This is a genomic window from Micromonospora sp. AMSO1212t (genome assembly GCF_008868145.1).
GTDB classification, from domain to species: Bacteria; Actinomycetota; Actinomycetes; order Mycobacteriales; family Micromonosporaceae; genus Micromonospora; species Micromonospora tulbaghiae.
Genome location: NZ_WBKS01000022.1, coordinates 27,914 through 44,972 on the forward strand (window position 1 = coordinate 27,914; position 17,059 = coordinate 44,972).

Sequence of the window (17,059 nt, forward strand, 5' to 3'; positions counted from 1 at the left end):
GATCGGCGGGCCGGGGAGCTGAGCCGGCCCGCCGATCAGCCCGTCAGGGTGCCCCTCAGGAGGCTGTCACCGGAGTGATCGGGCTTGTTGTCGTACTGCTCCGCGCTGATGTCCACCACGGTGTAGGTACGCAGGTCGACGTTCGGGGGGATCGGCAGGAGCGCGTCCCCTGATCCGTTGCTCAGCGTGCCCACGGAGAACATCTCCATCGTGTTCGGATCGATCAGCCAGACCTCGTAGTACCCCGGAACGGTCGGGAGATTCGTCACGTGCAGATGCAATCGGTGGTCGCCGAGGACCCGGGCGTCGCCGGAAGCGTCCTTCGGCGTCGAACCGAACGCGGCGAGCGGCGCGCTGGCCACCACCGGTGGCTGCGGATCGGTCGGCTCGCCGCCGCCACCGCCGAGCACCGCGGCGGTGCCGGCCACGCCGATCACCGCGGCGGCGGTGGCGGTGACCGCCGTGGTCGCCCACGCCGGCCAGCGCCGGCTCCGTCGCGGACGACGAGCCACGACGGGTACGGCGGTCGGCTCCACCGGATCGGCCGGGCGTGGCAGGCGCCGCTCGGTCAGGGCCGGCAGCTCCTCGGCGGCCCGGATCTCGGCCACGATGCCCTGCCAGATGTGCTCCGGCGGGTCGGGCAGGTCGGCCAGGCCCTGAGTGCCCGCGCCGAGCCCGGCGACGTGCTGGAGCGTCTCCATCTCCTCCCGGCAGTGGTCGCAGGTGTTTAGATGGGTGGCCTCGCCGTCAGCCGCCTCGCTCTCACCGAGCGCCAGAAAGACCAGCCGGTCGTGGTCCAGGTGCTGCACCGTCCACCTCCCATCTGCGTTTCAGGCTCTGCATGCCGCGTCTGATGTGACTCTTGACGGTGCCGAGCGGCACTCCGGTCACCGCCGCGATCTGCTGGTGTGTCAGGTCGTCGTAGAACGCCAGCTCGAGCATCCGGCGTTGTTCGTCGGGGAGCCGGGCCAGCTCGTCGGCGACCACCAGCCGGTCGACGACGGTGTCCGGGTCGGGGCCGGTGGAGACCGGCTCCGGCAGTTGCCGCACCGTCTCGACCACCCGGGTCTCCCGGGCCGCGGCCCGGATCCGGTCGACCACCTTGCGCCGCCCGATCCCGAGCAGCCAGCCGACCAGTGAGCCTTTCGCCGGGTCGAACGTCTCCCGGCCGAGCCAGGCGGCGACGAACGTCGCCTGGGTCACGTCCTCGGCGTCGCTGCGGTTCACGAGCGTCGTGGTGGCCAGGTGCAGCACCGCTCGGCCGAACCGGTCGTACGCCTCTCGCAGGGCCGCCTCGTCGCCGTCGCGGAACCGGGTGGCGAGGTCGTCCTCGCCCGGCGGTTCGGGGCCCTGCCTGGCCGCCGTCACCGGGCGGCTCGCCTTCCGTGGGGCATACCCGACTGTAACTCCCACAGCCCTCGCCCCACTCTCCCGGTGTGTCGTCACGACCCTCGTCACCTCTCCTTCGTCGCTGGAGGGTCCGGCGGATGCGCCCGGAGACGGGAAAAAGAAATCGGATCCGGGCGCATCCGGGGGCGACGGAGCCGGCGTAACCCGTTCTGCAAGCCAGGCCTGACGAATCAGCACCAACCACCAGGAGGCAGACAATGCAGTACGCGATGTTCCGTCGGGTCGCCGCGGGCGGCGCGGTGGCCGCCCTCACCTTCGCCGGCGTCGGCGCCGCCACCATGAGCCCGGCCTACGCCGCCTCGTCGAAGGTCTCCGTGGTCCACGGCATCCCGGACACCCCGGTCGACGTGTACGTCAACGGCGAGAAGACGCTGAACAACTTCAAGCCCGGCGACGTCGCCGGCCCGCTCACCCTGCCCGAGGGGGAGTACGACATCGCCCTGACCAAGCCCGGCGAGGCGATCGACAAGGCGATCCTGAAGGTGGACGACGCCGCGGTGCCGGGCGGGGCGAACATCAGCCTCGCCGCCCACCTGAGCGCCACCGGCGAGCCGCAGATCACCCCGTTCGTCAACGACGTGTCCAAGGTGGGCGCCGGCAAGGCCCGGCTGATCGTCCGGCACACCGCCGCCGCCCCGGCCGTCGACGTGCGGGCCGGCGGCAAGCCGGTCTTCGAGGGCCTGACCAACCCGAAGGAGGCCAAGGCGGACGTGGCCGCCGGCTCGGTGAAGGCGGACGTGGTGCTCGCCGGCACCGACACCGTCGCCATCGGCCCGGCCGACCTGAACCTGAAGGAGGGCACCGCCACCATCGTCTACGCGATCGGCTCGGCCGAGGCGAAGAACCTGAACGTGGTCGCCCAGACCATCAACGGCCTGCACTCGGCGCCGGGCGGCGTGCCCAGCGGCACCGGCGGCCAGGCCGGCACCGGCGTGGACACCTGGTGGTACGTGCTGGCCGGGGCCGGCGTGCTGCTCCTGGTCGGCGGCGGGGCGCGGGTGGCGGCAACCGCCCGGGCCGGTCGCCGGTGACGGTGCGCAACCGCGGGGCGCTGGCGGCGATGGCCGCCGGCGCCGCCGCGCTCACCCTGGCGGGTGTGGTGGCGTGCGGATCCGAGCCCGCCGAGGACGTCGGCGGCGACGAGGTGGCCGCCCTGGCGAGTGCCACGCCGACGCCCGCGCCCTCGGCGACCGGCGGCGGCTCGGTCCCGGTGAACCCGGGCACGCTGCCGGCCGGCAGCGAGATCGTGCCGCCGGTGAAGCTGAGCATCCCGCCGATCCGGGTCACCGCCACCGTCAACCCGGTGGGCGTCAACGAGCGCACCGACGAGTTCGAGGTGCCGCCCAGCGTGGACCAGGTCGGCTGGTACCGCTACGGCCCGGGCCTGGAGGCCGGCGCCGGCTCGGTGGTGATCGCCGGGCACGTGGACAGCGCCGAGCAGGGCAAGGGGGCGTTCTTCCGGCTGCGTGAGCTGGGCCAGGGGGACGAGCTCGCCGCCACCGGCTCGGACGGTCGCGAGCGCTCCTACCGGGTGGTGGCCCGGGAGGAGTACCGGAAGTCGAAGATCCCGCTGGAGCGGTACTTCGCGCGCGACGGCAGACCCCGCCTCACGCTGATCACCTGTGGCGGGCCGTTCGACGCGAAGACCCGCAGCTACCGGGACAACATCGTGATCACGGCCGTTCCCGCGTGATCGTGGCGTTCCCGCGTGAGCGGGCCGGACCGCCCCGGGTGGGACGGGGCGGTCCGGCCCCCGGCACCGGGTACGCAGGCCGTTAGGCTGAACCGTGATGGCATACCTTGATCACGCGGCGACGACCCCGATGCTGGACGAGGCACTCGAGGCGTACGTCGCTGTCGCCCGCGAGGTCGGCAACGCCTCGTCGCTGCACGCGGCGGGTCGCCGGGCCCGGCGACGGGTGGAGGAGTCCCGCGAGCGGGTGGCCGCCGCGCTCGGTGCCCGCCCCTCCGAGGTGATCTTCACCGGCGGCGGCACGGAGAGCGACAACCTCGCCGTGAAGGGCGTCTTCTGGGCCCGTCGCGCCGCCCGCGCCGACCGGGTCCGGGTGGTCTCCAGCGCGGTCGAGCACCACGCCGTCCTCGACGCGGTGGACTGGCTGGTCGAGCACGAGGGCGCGCAGGCCGGCTGGCTTCCGGTCGATGCGGCCGGGCGGCTCGATCCGGGGCGACTGCGCGCCGAGCTGGCCGAGCACGGCGAGCACGTCGCGGTGGTCACCGCCATGTGGGCGAACAACGAGGTGGGCACCGTCCAGCCGGTGGCCGAGCTGGCCGCCGTCGCCGCCGAGCACGGGGTGCCGTTCCACACCGACGCCATCCAGGCGGTCGGGCAGGTGCCCGTCGACTTTGCCGCCAGCGGCGTGTCGGCGCTCACCGTGACCGGGCACAAGCTCGGCGGCCCGGCCGGTGTGGGCGCGCTGCTGCTGGGCCGCGACGTGGCGGCCACCCCGCTGCTGCACGGCGGCGGCCAGGAGCGCGACGTACGCTCCGGGACGCTCGACACCGCGGGCATCGTCGCGTTCGCGGTCGCCGTCGAGAGCGCGGTCAAGGGCCAGCAGGAGTACGCCGCCCGCGTCGCCGCGCTCCGCGACGAGCTGGTCGAGCGGGTCCGGCAGGCCGTCCCCGAGGTGATCTTCAACGGCGACCCGGCCGACCGGCTCCCCGGCAACGCGCACTTCTCCTTCCCCGGCTGCGAGGGGGACGCGCTGCTGCTGCTCCTGGACGCCCAGGGCATCGCCTGCTCGACCGGGTCGGCCTGCTCGGCCGGAGTGGCCCAGCCCTCGCACGTGCTGCTGGCGATGGGCGCCGACGACGACCGGGCCCGCTCCTCGCTGCGCTTCACGCTCGGGCACACGAGCACCGGCGCGGACGTGGACGCGCTGATCGCCGCGCTGCCGGGCGCGGTGGAGCGGGCCCGCCGCGCGGCCGCCCTCCGTACGCCCCGCTGACCCGGATACCCTCGGTGAGGACGAGGGGGGTGGGCCGGTGAGGGTTCTGGCGGCGATGTCGGGCGGAGTGGACTCCGCCGTCGCGGCGGCACGGGCGGTGGAGGCCGGGCACGACGTGACGGGCGTGCATCTGGCCCTGGCCCGTAACCCGCAGACGTACCGCACCGGCGCCCGGGGCTGCTGCACGCTGGAGGACTCCCGGGACGCCCGGCGCGCCGCCGACGTGCTCGGCATCCCCTTCTACGTGTGGGACATGGCCGACCGGTTCCACGACGACGTGGTGGACGACTTCGTCGCCGAGTACGCCGCCGGGCGTACCCCGAATCCCTGCCTGCGCTGCAACGAGAAGATCAAGTTCGCGGCGGTGCTGGACCGGGCCGTGGCCCTGGGCTTCGACGCGGTGGTGACCGGCCACCACGCCCGGCTCGGCGCCGACGGCCTGCTGCGGCGCAGCGTCGACGCGGCCAAGGACCAGTCGTACGTGCTGGCGGTGCTGACCCGCGCGCAGCTCGACCGGTCGATCTTTCCGCTGGGCGACTCGACGAAGGCCGAGGTACGCGCGGAGGCCGCCCGGCGCGGCCTCGCGGTGGCCGACAAGCCGGACTCGCACGACATCTGCTTCATCGCCGACGGCGACACCCGCGGCTTCCTGGCCGAGCGGCTCGGCGAGGCCCCGGGCCAGGTGGTGGACGCGCTCACCGGCGCGGTGGTGGGCAGCCACAGCGGCGCCTACCAGTACACCGTCGGGCAGCGGCGCGGCCTGCACCTGGACCGTCCGGCGCCGGACGGCCGACCCCGCTACGTCCTGTCCATCACCCCGACCACGAACACCGTGACGGTCGGCCCGGCCGAGGCGCTGGAGGTCTCCGACGTGCGCGCCACCCGCCCGGTGTGGACCGGCGGGCCACGCCCGGACGGGCCGGTCGAGTGCGAGGTGCAGCTGCGGGCACACGGTGACGTGGTGCCGGCCGCCGTCGAGGTCGACACCGACGGACTGCGCGCGTCGCTGCGCCGCCCGGTCCGGGGTGTCGCCGCCGGCCAGGCGATCGTGGCCTACCGGCCGGACCCGGCCGGAGATGTGGTCCTCGGCTCCGCCACCATCACCGCCGCCTGACCACGGACCGGCAGCGGATAGGCTGCGGCCGTGACTGAGCAGGCATGGCCCTGGCCCACCGGCGCGGCGACCGGCATCGGGTCGCTGCCCGGCACCGACATCGCCGAGGCGCAGCGGATCGTGCTCGGCGAGCTGCCCGCCCTGCCGCACCTGCCCGAGCTGCCCGCCCGGGGGCCGGGCGCGGACCTCGTCGGCCGCACCGCCGGCCTGCTCGTCGAACTGCCGGTCGAGCTGTACGCGGCCCGCTGGCGGATCGCTCCGCGCCCCGGCCGCGACCTGCGCCGCGCCCGCGACCTGATGGACCGCGACCTCGACCAGCTCGCCGAGCAGGCCGAGGAGTACGCCGGACCGGTCAAGATCCAGGCCGCCGGCCCGTTCACCCTCGCCGCCGCGCTGGAGCTGCCGATCGGCGGCCGGATGCTGCGCGACCCGGGCGCGGTACGCGACCTCGCCGGCTCGCTCGGCGAGGGGCTGCGCGGGCACGTCGAGGCAGTGACCCGGCGGCTGCCCCGCGCCTCGGTGCTGCTCCAGCTCGACGAGCCGTCCCTGCCGGCGGTGCTGGCCGGCCGGGTGCCGACCGAGAGCGGCTTCGGCACCTACCGTCCGGTGGAGACCGAGGTGGCGCGGGCACTGCTGCACGACGTGATCGAGGCGGCCGGCGTCCCGGCGCTCGTGCACTGTTGCGCGCCGGACGCGCCGCTGGAGCTGATCCGGTCCGCCGGGGCGGTGGGCGTCGCGCTCGACCTGTCGCTCGTCACCGACCTCGACCCGCTCGGCGAGGCGATCGACGCCGGGTTCGGGCTGCTGGCCGGCGCCGCGCCGACGCTGCCGCCGCCGTCCGGCCGGGCGCCGACGTCGGCCGAGGTCGCCGACCGGGTCCGGCGCGTCTGGGACCAGCTCGGCTTCCCCCGTCGCCGGCTGGCCGAACAGGTGGTGGTGACCCCCGCGTGCGGCCTGGCCGGCGCCACCCCGGCGTACGCCCGCGCGGCGCTCACCGCCTGCCGCGACGCGGGCCGGCGGCTCGCCGAGGACTGACGTTTCCCGTCGCACCCGTCGGGCACGATGACCGGCATGATTGGACGACTGCGTTCCACAGTGATCGACTGCCCCGACCCGCACGCGCTCGCCGCCTTCTACTCCGAGCTGCTCGGGCTGCCTCTGGTGGAGGAGAACTCCGACGGCGACGAGTGGGTGGTGCTCGGTGGCCCACCCGGGCACCAGCCGCGGCTGGCCTTCCAGCGGGCGCCCGGCCTGCTCGCCCCCGACTGGCCCGACCCGGCCCGGCCGCAGCAGTTCCACCTCGACGTGACCGTCGACGACATCGAGGCGGCCGAGAAGGCGGCGCTGGCGCTGGGCGCACGGCGGCTGCCAGGTGAGGGGGAGGGCTTCCGGGTCTACGCCGACCCGGTCGGTCACCCGTTCTGCCTCTGCTGGGACTGATCTTCCGCGACTTGCGCGGCGGAGGCATGATCGCCACCGTGACCGCCTCCACCGCCACCGGCCGCGCCGCCGGTTCGCTGTTCGGCCTGGCCTACGGCGACGCCCTGGGCAAGCCGACCGAGTTCCTCACCGTCACCGAGATCGTCCGGCGCTACGGCCCGGCCGGTCCGCGTGAGCTGACCGGCGACCCGGCCCTGGTCACCGACGACACCCAGATGGCGCTGGCCGTGGCGTGGGCGCTGCACGACGCGCCCGCGTACACGGCCGGGGCGGTGGAGCCGCTGCTGCGGCAGCGTTTCGTCGACTGGTCGGTCAGCCCGGAGAACAACCGCGCCCCCGGCATGACCTGCCTGCGGGCCTGCGCCGAGCTGGCCCTGGGTGCCCGCTGGCAGGAGGCCACCGTCGCCGGCTCGAAGGGCTGCGGCGCGAACATGCGGGTCACCCCGGTCGGGCTGCTCGACGTCGACCTGGACACGATGGCCGGGCTGGCCCAGCTCCAGGCCGGTCTGACCCACGGCCACCCGACCGGTCTGGCGGCCAGCGAGCTGACCGCGTACGCGATCCGGCTGCTGCGCGACGGCGCGGCGCTGCCGGAGCTGCCCGGCCTGCTCACCGAGCGGGCCAGGGAGCAGCGCACCGTCTACCGGGACGACTGGCTCGGTGACCTGTGGCAGCGGCCCGGAGAGACCAGCGCGGCCGAGTTCGCCGCCCGTGGCTGGGACGACTGCCTGCGCGTGCTCGGCCGGCTGGAGGCGGCGCTGGACCGCCCGGACGACGGCGGTGACCCGTGCCGGTTCACCGGCGAGGGGTGGATCGCCGAGGAGGCGCTCGCCACCGCGCTGCTCTGCGCGCTGCGCCACACCGACGACCCGGTCGGAGCGCTGGCCCGGGGTGCCACCACGGCCGGTGACTCGGACTCCATCGCCGCGCTGGCCGGCGCGTTCGTCGGCGCCGCGTACGGCATGGCCGCCTGGCCCGCCGGATGGGCCGACCGGATCGAGTACGCCGATCAGCTCGACGCGCTGGCCACCGCCTTCGACGGAGGGGCCCGGCCCGCGCGCTGAGGTCCGGACAGCCGCACCGGCTCCGGCTCGCGGGGTGGGCGGAACCGGGTGCCGGCTGCGGAGGGCTCAGCCGGTGAGGTGGTCGAGGCGGCGGATGCCGCGCCACAGGGCCGGGTCGCAGGTGCCGGCCCGGTCGGCGAACGCGCTCAGCGGCACCGGGATCGGCTCGCTGACGTCCAGGTAGCTGTCGTGGCCGGCGTCCGGATCCCAGTCCCGCGTCGGGATCGGCAGGTGGTCGTCCCGGTCCGACTTGTCCTGGCTGGTGATCTTGAGCACCTCGGCGTCCCGGCCGTCGACGCGCAGCACCAGGCAGGGGCGCACCTTCGAACCGGTTCCGTCGGCGTAGGGCACGTCGGCCCACCAGATCTCCCCCGGCTGGGGCTCGTCCCGGTCGGTCCGGGCGCCCCGCGGCCTCGGCGGCCCGCCGACGCGCTCACCTCGCGACCCGCCGCCGGCCCGGTCACTGCGGCGCCCGCCGCCGGGCCGGTCGTCGCCACGTCCGCCGCCGGGCCGGTCGGTGCCGGTCCGGTCGCCGCCCGGTCCGCTGCTCCGGCTGCCACGGCCGGTGCCCGGCCGCCGTCCACCGGCCCGGTCGCGCGTGCCGGCGGCGCGTTCGGCCGACCGGCGGCGCCACTCGTTCCACAGCCAGCCGGCCGCGACGCAGGCCACGATCACCAGCGCCCAGATCACCCCGTCGCGCATTCGCCGCCCGCCTTCCGACCGTTGTCGCCCAGCACCGCCGACGTGATCGTCGCACGGCCGGGCGCCAGCCGCCCGGGTGGCGCGACGTGCACGGTTCGCCCTGCTCGGCGCGGGTGGCCGGACGACTGTCACCCCCGACCGCTACGGTTCTCGGGTAGTACGAACACGGGAGGTCGACAGCGGTGTCCGAAGGCGGCGGCGTGTCCGAAGAAGCGGTTCCCCCAGCGGTCGACGCGGCCCAGGACGCGGCGGCGGGTGCCGAGCCGACCCCGGCGGCCCGGGAGCGGCACGCCACGCTCAGCCAGGAGCTGACCGAGCACCAGTACCGCTACTACGTGCTCGACGCGCCGAGCATCACCGACGCGGAGTTCGACAGGCAGCTGCGGGAGCTGGAGGCGCTGGAGGCCGAATACCCGGCACTGCGCACCCCCGACTCGCCGACCCAGCGGGTCGGCGGCACCTTCTCCACCGACTTCACGCCGGTCGCGCACGCCGAGCGGATGCTCTCGCTCGACAACGCCTTCGCCGACGAGGAGCTGGCCGCCTGGTCCGAGCGGGTCGAGCGCGACGCGGGCGGCCCGGTGCCCTACCTGTGCGAGCTGAAGGTCGACGGGCTCGCCATCAACCTGACCTACGAGAAGGGCCGGCTGGTGCGCGCCGCCACCCGGGGCGACGGCCGCACCGGCGAGGACGTCACCGCCAACGTGCGCAGCATCAAAGGCGTGCCGGCCCGGCTGACCCCGGCCGACGACTTCCCCGACGTGCCGGATCTGATCGAGGTGCGCGGCGAGATCTACTTCCCGGTGGCCGCGTTCGCCGACCTGAACGCGAGCCTGGTCGAGCAGGGCAAGGCGCCCTTCGCCAACCCGCGCAACGCCGCCGCCGGCAGCCTGCGGCAGAAGGACCCCCGGGTGACCGCCTCCCGCCCGCTGCGCCTGGTGGTGCACGGCATCGGCGCGCGTACCGGGTTCCGGCCGGCCGCCCAGTCCGAGTCGTACGCCGCGCTCAAGGCGTGGGGGCTGCCCACCAGCGACCGGTGGCGGGTGGTGGACGACCTGGCGGGGGTCGCGGAATACATCGCCTACTACGGCAAGCACCGGCACGACGTCGAGCACGAGATCGACGGTGTGGTGGTCAAGGTCGACCCGGTCTCCATCCAGGGCCGCCTCGGCTCGACCAGCCGGGCGCCCCGCTGGGCGATCGCCTTCAAATACCCGCCGGAGGAGGTCAACACCAAGCTGCTCGACATCGACGTCAACGTCGGGCGCACCGGCCGGGTCACCCCGTTCGCGGTCCTCGAACCGGTCCGGGTGGCCGGTTCCACAGTCGCGCTGGCGACGCTGCACAACGCCCGCGAGGTCGAGCGCAAGGGTGTGCTCATCGGCGACACGGTGGTGCTGCGCAAGGCCGGCGACGTGATCCCCGAGGTGCTCGGCCCGGTGGTCGAGCTGCGCCCGGCCGACGCCCGCCCGTTCGTCATGCCGACCACCTGCCCGGCCTGCGGCACGCCGCTCGCGCCGGCCAAGGAGAGCGACGTCGACATCCGCTGCCCCAACGGGCGGGCCTGTCCCGGTCAGATCCGTGAGCGCGTCTTCTACCTGGCCAGTCGCAAGGTGCTCGACATCGAGGTGCTCGGCGAGAAGGGCGCGGCGGCGCTGCTGGACGCGCAGATCATCACGAACGAGGGCGACCTGTTCCAGCTCGACGCCGAGCAGTTGAGCCGGTCGCCGTTCTTCGTCAACAAGGACGGCAGCCTGGGCAGCAACGCCACCAAGCTGCTCGACAACCTCGCCGAGGCCAAGGAACGCGACCTGTGGCGGGTGCTGGTGGCACTGTCCATCCGGCACGTCGGCCCGACCGCCGCCCAGGCGCTCGCCCGGCACTTCCGCTCGGTCGCCGCGATCGAGGCCGCCGGTGAGGCGGAGCTGTCCTCGGTGGACGGCGTCGGCCCGACCATCGCGGCGAGCGTCAAGGAGTGGTTCGCCGTCGACTGGCACCGCGACGTGGTGCGCAAGTGGGCCGAGGCGGGCGTACGGATGGCCGAGGAGGCCGCCGACGAGGGGCCGCGACCGCTCGACGGCGTCACTGTGGTGGTCACCGGCACGCTGAGCGGGTTCAGCCGTGACCAGGCGGCCGAGGCGATCCAGGCCCGGGGCGGCAAGGTGACCGGCTCGGTCTCCAAGAAGACGGGTTTCGTGGTGGTCGGCGACAATCCCGGCTCCAAGGCCGACAAGGCCGCCACCCTGAAACTGCCGATCCTCGACGAGGACGGATTCCGCGTCCTGCTGGACTCCGGCCCGGAGGCGGCCCGCGCGGTGGCCCGGGTGGAGGACTGACAGGCTGGTCACAGCTTCCGTCCGGCGGATACCAAGTTAATTACGACTACGACCGATTCGTGACTGTCGTGTCGGGGAAGTCGCCTCGGAGGGCGTTTCATTGGCGTACGACGCGTGACGGCGCGCGCCAGGACGTTCCCCGGGAGGTGCGATGGAGACCGGCGACCCGCGCAACTCCGTCCCGCCTGGGCGGAGCGGGCCGTTCTTCGGCTTCGTCGGCGCGATCGGCGTGGTCGCCCTGGCGGTCTCGGCCGGGCCGCTCGTCGCGCTCGCCGACAGGTGGAGTGAGCTGCCGGCCGCGTTCTGGACCATGGCGGCGCTCGCCGTCGCCTGCGACGCCCGCCCGTTCGTCCCGCCCGGCCGGCGGCAGACGTCGGCGGTGTTCCCGTCGACCTGCTTCACCTTCGCCATCCTGCTCGGCTGGGGCTTCGGCCCGGCCGTCGCGGTGCAGGCCGTGGCGGTCGCGGTCAGCGGCTGGCGGCTCGGGTACGCCCCCTGGCGCACCGGCTTCAACGCGGCGCAGTACGCGTGCGCGCTCGCCGCCGCGTACGCGGCCACCCGGCTCGGCCCGGGTGAACTGTTCGACGGCGGCCGGCTGCACTGGACCGACGTGGCGGCGGTGGGCGGCGCGACGGTCGCCTGGTTCGTGGTCAACTACGGGCTGGTCAGCTCGGCGGTCCGGTTGCGCTTCGGCGACCGCTGGTGGCCCAGCGTCCGCAGCGGCCTGGCCTACGAGCTGCTCGCCACCGGTTCGCTGCTGCTGCTGGCGCCGGTGCTGGTGGCCGCCGCCCGGGCCAGCGCGGCGCTGATCCCGCTGGTGCTGGTGCCGCTGTTCGCGGTCTACCGGATGGCCCGGCTCTCCGCCGAACGGGAACAGCTCGCCGACGTGGACCCGCTCACCGGGCTGCCCAACCGCAAGGCGCTGCTGACCGAGGTGGCCGAGCAGGTGCACCTGCACGGCGACCGGGCCGCCCGGGGCGCGCCGGACGCGCACCTGGCGCTGCTGCTGCTCGACCTCGACCGGTTCAAGCACGTCAACGACGCGCTCGGGCACGCGGTGGGTGACCGCCTGCTGGTCGAGGTGAGCGCCCGGCTGATGGGCGCTGTGGACGGCGGTGACATGGTGGCGCGGCTCGGCGGCGACGAGTTCGCCATCGTCGTACCCCGGCTCACCGACATCGACCAGGCCCGCGAGCGGGCCGACCGGGTGGTCGCCGCGCTCGCCGAGCCGGTGCCGCTCGACGGCCTGCCGCTGGACGTGGGCGGCGCCATCGGCATCGCGCTCTACCCCGACCACGGCGAGGACTTCGCCACCCTGATGCGTCACGCCGACGTGGCCATGTACGACGCGAAGCACCGCAACGACACGGTGGCGGTCTACGCGCCGGAGTCCGACCACAACTCGGCCGAGCGGCTGAGCCTGCTGGCCGACCTGCGCCGGGTGCTGGAATCGGGCCCGTCCGCCTCGGCCGGGGAGACGGTGGGCGTACGCGGGGGTGACGGCGCGACGCTGGAGGCGGCGCTGCCAGGCGTGCGCCCGGCCCGGGCCGAGCGGCCGTCGCGCAACCAGCGCCCGGCGCGCGACGGAGGCCGGGGCGGCGGGCGCGCGGGCGGGGGACGGTCCGGCGACGGGTCGAACCGGTGGCTGCGGCGCCGCCGGGAGCACGCGCAGGAACAGCACGGGGACGACCTGATCGAGCGCATCCTCACCGGCGCCGACCCGATCCGCCGCCGGGCCGCCCCCGGTGGCGCCGCCGGGCCGGTGGTGGCGCCGCTCGTGGTCGGCGGCGGGGAAGCCGCGCCGGATCGTGCCGACGCGACCGGCGCCGCGCACGATGCGCAGGTCGCCGTCAGCACCGGTGCGCCGGGCGTCATCGGGCCGACCGCCGACGGCAGCGCGGCCGCCGAGCCCGAGGACCAGTCCGGACACCCGGGCGAGATCACCATGTACTACCAGCCGCAGATCGCCATCGCCACCGGCGAGGTGGTGGGCGTCGAGGCGCTGCTGCGCTGGCGGCATCCGCGCCGGGGCATGGTCGACCCGGGCGAGCTGATCCAGGTCGCCGAGCAGAGCGCGGTGATGCGGCTGCTCACCCGCCGCGTGGTGGACGACGTGGTGGAGCAGCTCGCCAAGTGGTCGGCGGCCGGGCTCACGTTGCGTGCCGCGCTCAACGTCAGTGTCCGTGACCTGCACACCGGGGAGATCGCCGACCAGATCGCCGACCGGCTGACCCGGTACGGCGTGCCGCCGGAGCGCCTCCAGGTGGAGATCACCGAGGGCGCGCTGATGGCCGACCCGCGGCGGGTGCTCGCCAGCATCACCCAGTTGCACCGGATCGGCGTCGGCATCGCGCTCGACGACTTCGGCACCGGCTACTCGTCGCTGCAACACCTGCGCCGGCTCCCGCTGTCCGAGGTGAAGGTGGACAGGTCGTTCGTCCTCGGGATGGCCGAGGACCCGGACGACGCGGCGATCGTCCGCTCGATGATCGAACTGGCCGGCGCGCTCGGGCTGCGGGTGGTGGCCGAGGGCGTGGAGGACGAGCGCACCTGGCGGATGCTGCACGCCGCCGGGTGCGACGTGGCGCAGGGCTGGTTCCACGCCCGGCCGATGCCCGCCGAGGATCTGGTGGCCTGGCTGTCCCGCTACCGTCCGGTGCGCCCCGCGGAGGCGGGGAGCCGCAGCGGTCCGGCTCCGGAGGGGGAGTCGAAGGCGTCGTCGTGACGGCGGGACAATAGACTCGCTCCGGTCACCGCGCGTCATCGAGCACGCCCGTACGCGCGGCCGGCCCACCGCAGACGTCTCAGGACAGCCACGAAGGGGGCACTGATGGCCGCCATCTCCCGCGAGGAGGTCGCGCACCTCGCGCGACTGTCGCGGCTCGCCGTCACGGAGGAGGAACTGGACACCTTCGCCGGCCAGCTGGATGTGATCCTCCAGTCGGTCGCGCAGGTCGGCGAGGTCGCCGCGGCGGACATCCCGCCGACGTCCCACTCCGTGCCGCTGACGAACGTGCTCCGCGAGGACGTGGTGCGGCCGGGCCTGACCCCGCAGGAGGCGCTGTCGGGCGCCCCCGACGCCGAGGAGCAGCGGTTCCGCGTCCCGCGGATCCTGGACGAGGATGTGGCCTCATGACCGACCTGAGCAAGCTGACCGCCGTTGAGATCGCCGGACTGGTGGCGAGCGGCGAGACCTCCGCGGTCGAGGTCACCCAGGCCCACCTGGACCGCATCGGCGCCGTCGACGGCCGGGTGCACGCGTTCCTGCACGTCGACACCGAGGGGGCGCTGACGGCCGCGCGTGCCGTGGACGAGCGTCGCGCCGCCGGTGAGGAGCTGGGCCCGCTCGCCGGTGTGCCGGTCGCGGTGAAGGACGTCCTCACCACGAAGGGCGTGCCGACCACTGTCGGGTCGAAGATCCTGGAGGGCTGGCGCCCGCCGTACGACTCGACCATCGTCGAGCGGCTGCGCGCCGCCGGCACGGTGATGCTCGGCAAGACGAACATGGACGAGTTCGCGATGGGCTCCTCCACCGAGTACTCGGCGTACGGGCCGACCCGCAACCCGTGGGACCTGGAGCGGATCCCGGGCGGCTCCGGCGGTGGCAGCGCGGCGGCGCTGGCCGCGTACGAGGCGCCGCTGTCGATCGGCTCGGACACCGGCGGCTCGATCCGCCAGCCCGGCGCGGTCACCGGCACCGTCGGCGCGAAGCCCACCTACGGCGGCACCTCCCGCTACGGCCTGGTCGCGTTCTCCTCGTCGCTGGACACGCCCGGCCCGTGCGCGCGTACCGTGCTCGACGCCGCGTTGCTGCACGAGGTGATCGGCGGTCACGACCCGCGCGACTCCACCTCGATCCCGGCCCCGGTGCCGGACGTGGTGGCCGCGGCGCGGCGCGGCGCGACCGGCGACCTGACCGGCGTGAAACTCGGCGTGGTCACCGAGTTCACCGGTGAGGGCGCGGAGCCGGGCGTGATGGCCGCGTTCCGCGAGTCGGTCGAGGCGCTGGCGAAGCTGGGCGCCGAGATCGTCGAGATCTCCTGCCCGCACTTCAAGTACGCGCTGCCGGCCTACTACCTGATCGCGCCGAGCGAGTGCTCCTCCAACCTGGCCCGGTTCGACGGCGTCCGGTTCGGCCTACGGGTCGGCGACGACGGCAACCGGTCGCTGGAGGAGGTCATGTCGCTGACCCGCGAGGCCGGCTTCGGCCCCGAGGTCAAGCGGCGCATCATGATCGGCACGTACGCGCTCTCGTCGGGTTACTACGACGCCTACTACGGCCAGGCGCAGAAGGTCCGCACGCTGATCACGCGGGACTTCACCAGCGCGTTCGAGCAGGTCGACGCGCTGATCTCGCCGACCACGCCGTTCGTGGCGTTCCCGATCGGGTCGCGCACCGCCGACCCGTACCAGATGTACCTGGCCGACCTGTTCACCATCCCGACGAACCTGTACGGCGGCCCGGCCATCTCGGTGCCGTGCGGCCTGTCCGACGGGCTCCCGGTCGGCTTCCAGATCATGGCGCCGACCATGGCCGACGACCGGATGTACCGGGTCGCCGCCGCGCTGGAGAGCGCCGTCGGCACGCTCACCCCGCCGACGCTCTGAACCCGCCGGTACGGAGGAGGGTCGCCCGCCTCCGTACCGGGAGACGTCCCGCGCCCGGTGCGGTCACCACGACCGCGCCGGGCGCGGCTGTCGTCGCGGCGACACGGTGATCACCGATCAGTGGATTGCCCGGGGTGACTGGCACTGGTCGAATAAACTGCGAGTCTGCTGGATCGACTGGACTGTGGCCCGCTGGCGGACGCGAGCGGTTCCGACCGAGAGCTGGATGTGCGATGGGGACACTTCGCCCGGTCATGGCCCTGACGCTGGTTGCCGCATTGCTGCTGGGCGCCGCGCAACCCGCCGCCGCGCAACCGGCCACCGCCGCCACCGAGACCGTCACCATCACCTCGGGCAAGCCCCGGTCGGTCATGGACATCGGGCAGGTCTACGCGATCCACACCGTCGAGGCGACCGGTGGCTCCGGGCCGTACCGGTTGTCGGTGGCCTCGGGCGCTCTGCCGCCGGGCATGCTCGTGGTGGGGAACTCGCTCGGGGGCGCCCCCACGACGCCTGGCACCTACACCTTCACGCTGCGGATGACTGACCAGAACGACCTCTTCGACGAGCAGACGGCGACCATCGAGGTACGCGAACCGAAGGTCGTCATCACGTCGGGCAAGCCCCGGTCACCCATGTACCTCGGGCGGGTGTACGCGATCCACACCGTCGAGGCGACCGGTGGCTCCGGGCCGTACCGGTTGTCGGTGGCCTCGGGCGCTCTGCCGCCGGGCATGCTCGTGGTGGGGAACTCGCTCGGGGGCGCGCCGACCACCCCCGGCACGTACACGTTCACGCTGCGGATGACCGACAAGAACGACCGCTTCGACGAGCAGAACGCCACAGTCGTCGTCGCCGCGGCGGCGACCGCGTTCACCTCCGGCGAACCGTCAGCCGCCACCGTCGGCAAGCCGTACTCGTTCCGGTTCACCGCCGACGGTGACTCGGACATCGCGTTCGCCCTGGCCGCCGGGGCCCTGCCGGACGGCCTGACCCTCGACGAGAAGGGCCGGCTCAGCGGCACCCCCGGCAGCGCCGGCACGTTCACCTTCACCGTCGCGGCGAAGGGGTACAGCACCAGCGCCACGAAGCAGGTGTCGCTGACCGTCGCCGCCCCGGCCCCGAGCACCCCTACGGCGACCCCGGCCGACCCGACGGCCACGCCCACCCCGGCAGACCCGACGGCCACGCCGACGCCGAGCGATCCGGCCGGCACGCCGTCGGAGAGCAGCACCGCGGCGCCCCAGCCGACGCCCTCGCCGTCGAAGGTGAGTGGCGCGTGGCTGCCGATCACCGGACCGGGTTCGCCGCTCGTACTGCTGCTGTTGAGCGTCGTGGCCTTCTCCGTCGGCGGCATCCTGCTCGTGCTGGCCTACAACCGTCGGCGGAGCTTCACCACGCCCGAGTGACGCCCGGCCG

The 17,059-nt window shown here is 74.3% G+C and carries 15 protein-coding genes; 12 read left to right on the top strand and 3 right to left on the bottom strand.

Features of this window, described 5'->3' with window-relative positions; all coding sequences use genetic code 11:
• Positions 1-35: 35 nt before the first annotated feature.
• Positions 36-809 (bottom strand): anti-sigma factor, encoded by a 774-nt coding sequence (locus F8279_RS08955; protein WP_151499639.1) that lies wholly within the window; start codon positions 807-809, stop codon positions 36-38.
• Complete coding sequence (locus F8279_RS08960) at positions 763-1,368, bottom strand: RNA polymerase sigma factor (RefSeq protein WP_091419265.1); 606 nt, start codon at positions 1,366-1,368, stop codon at positions 763-765. Before F8279_RS08960 ends, F8279_RS08955 begins: the two co-directional genes overlap by 47 nt.
• A gap of 239 nt (positions 1,369-1,607) precedes the next feature.
• Here F8279_RS08960 and F8279_RS08965 point away from each other — a divergent pair, with 239 nt between their 5' ends.
• From F8279_RS08965 to F8279_RS08995, 7 genes are all read left to right on the top strand, one after another.
• A complete protein-coding gene (locus F8279_RS08965) occupies positions 1,608-2,441 on the top strand; it encodes a DUF4397 domain-containing protein (RefSeq protein ID WP_151499640.1) in 834 nt (277 codons plus the stop codon).
• Positions 2,438-3,103: a class F sortase gene (locus F8279_RS08970; RefSeq protein WP_151499641.1), complete on the top strand. Its 666-nt coding sequence runs from the start codon at positions 2,438-2,440 to the stop codon at positions 3,101-3,103. The genes F8279_RS08965 and F8279_RS08970 overlap by 4 nt, the downstream gene beginning before the upstream one ends.
• Before the next feature lie 97 nt (positions 3,104-3,200).
• Complete coding sequence (locus F8279_RS08975) at positions 3,201-4,376, top strand: cysteine desulfurase family protein (RefSeq protein WP_151499642.1); 1,176 nt, start codon at positions 3,201-3,203, stop codon at positions 4,374-4,376.
• Between the two features lie 37 nt (positions 4,377-4,413).
• Positions 4,414-5,490: a tRNA 2-thiouridine(34) synthase MnmA gene (mnmA, locus tag F8279_RS08980; protein WP_151499643.1), complete on the top strand. Its 1,077-nt coding sequence runs from the start codon at positions 4,414-4,416 to the stop codon at positions 5,488-5,490.
• A gap of 30 nt (positions 5,491-5,520) precedes the next feature.
• Positions 5,521-6,525, top strand: a complete 1,005-nt coding sequence (locus tag F8279_RS08985) for a methionine synthase (protein ID WP_151499644.1) — start codon at positions 5,521-5,523, stop codon at positions 6,523-6,525.
• Positions 6,526-6,561: 36 nt separating this feature from the next.
• Positions 6,562-6,930 carry a VOC family protein gene (locus F8279_RS08990; protein ID WP_192580659.1) on the top strand — a complete coding sequence of 123 codons (369 nt, stop codon included), beginning with the start codon at positions 6,562-6,564 and terminating at the stop codon, positions 6,928-6,930.
• Between the two features lie 29 nt (positions 6,931-6,959).
• Complete coding sequence (locus F8279_RS08995) at positions 6,960-7,994, top strand: ADP-ribosylglycohydrolase family protein (protein ID WP_192580661.1); 1,035 nt, start codon at positions 6,960-6,962, stop codon at positions 7,992-7,994.
• Positions 7,995-8,060: 66 nt separating this feature from the next.
• Here F8279_RS08995 and F8279_RS09000 read toward each other — a convergent pair whose 3' ends face one another.
• A complete protein-coding gene (locus tag F8279_RS09000; protein WP_151499647.1) occupies positions 8,061-8,696 on the bottom strand; it encodes a type II toxin-antitoxin system PemK/MazF family toxin in 636 nt (211 codons plus the stop codon).
• 200 nt (positions 8,697-8,896) lie between these two features.
• Here F8279_RS09000 and ligA point away from each other — a divergent pair, with 200 nt between their 5' ends.
• The 5 genes from ligA (at position 8,897) to F8279_RS09025 (ending at position 17,049) form a co-directional block, all read left to right on the top strand.
• On the top strand, positions 8,897-11,032 hold the full coding sequence (ligA, locus tag F8279_RS09005) for an NAD-dependent DNA ligase LigA (RefSeq protein ID WP_192580660.1): 2,136 nt from the start codon (positions 8,897-8,899) through the stop codon (positions 11,030-11,032).
• Positions 11,033-11,183: 151 nt separating this feature from the next.
• Positions 11,184-13,757 carry a bifunctional diguanylate cyclase/phosphodiesterase gene (locus tag F8279_RS09010; protein WP_091419292.1) on the top strand — a complete coding sequence of 858 codons (2,574 nt, stop codon included), beginning with the start codon at positions 11,184-11,186 and terminating at the stop codon, positions 13,755-13,757.
• 105 nt (positions 13,758-13,862) lie between these two features.
• Complete coding sequence (gene gatC, locus F8279_RS09015) at positions 13,863-14,168, top strand: Asp-tRNA(Asn)/Glu-tRNA(Gln) amidotransferase subunit GatC (protein WP_013284468.1); 306 nt, start codon at positions 13,863-13,865, stop codon at positions 14,166-14,168.
• On the top strand, positions 14,165-15,640 hold the full coding sequence (gatA, locus tag F8279_RS09020; RefSeq protein WP_151499649.1) for an Asp-tRNA(Asn)/Glu-tRNA(Gln) amidotransferase subunit GatA: 1,476 nt from the start codon (positions 14,165-14,167) through the stop codon (positions 15,638-15,640). Before gatC ends, gatA begins: the two co-directional genes overlap by 4 nt.
• Before the next feature lie 233 nt (positions 15,641-15,873).
• Positions 15,874-17,049: a putative Ig domain-containing protein gene (locus F8279_RS09025; protein WP_151499650.1), complete on the top strand. Its 1,176-nt coding sequence runs from the start codon at positions 15,874-15,876 to the stop codon at positions 17,047-17,049.
• Positions 17,050-17,059 lie beyond the last annotated feature (10 nt).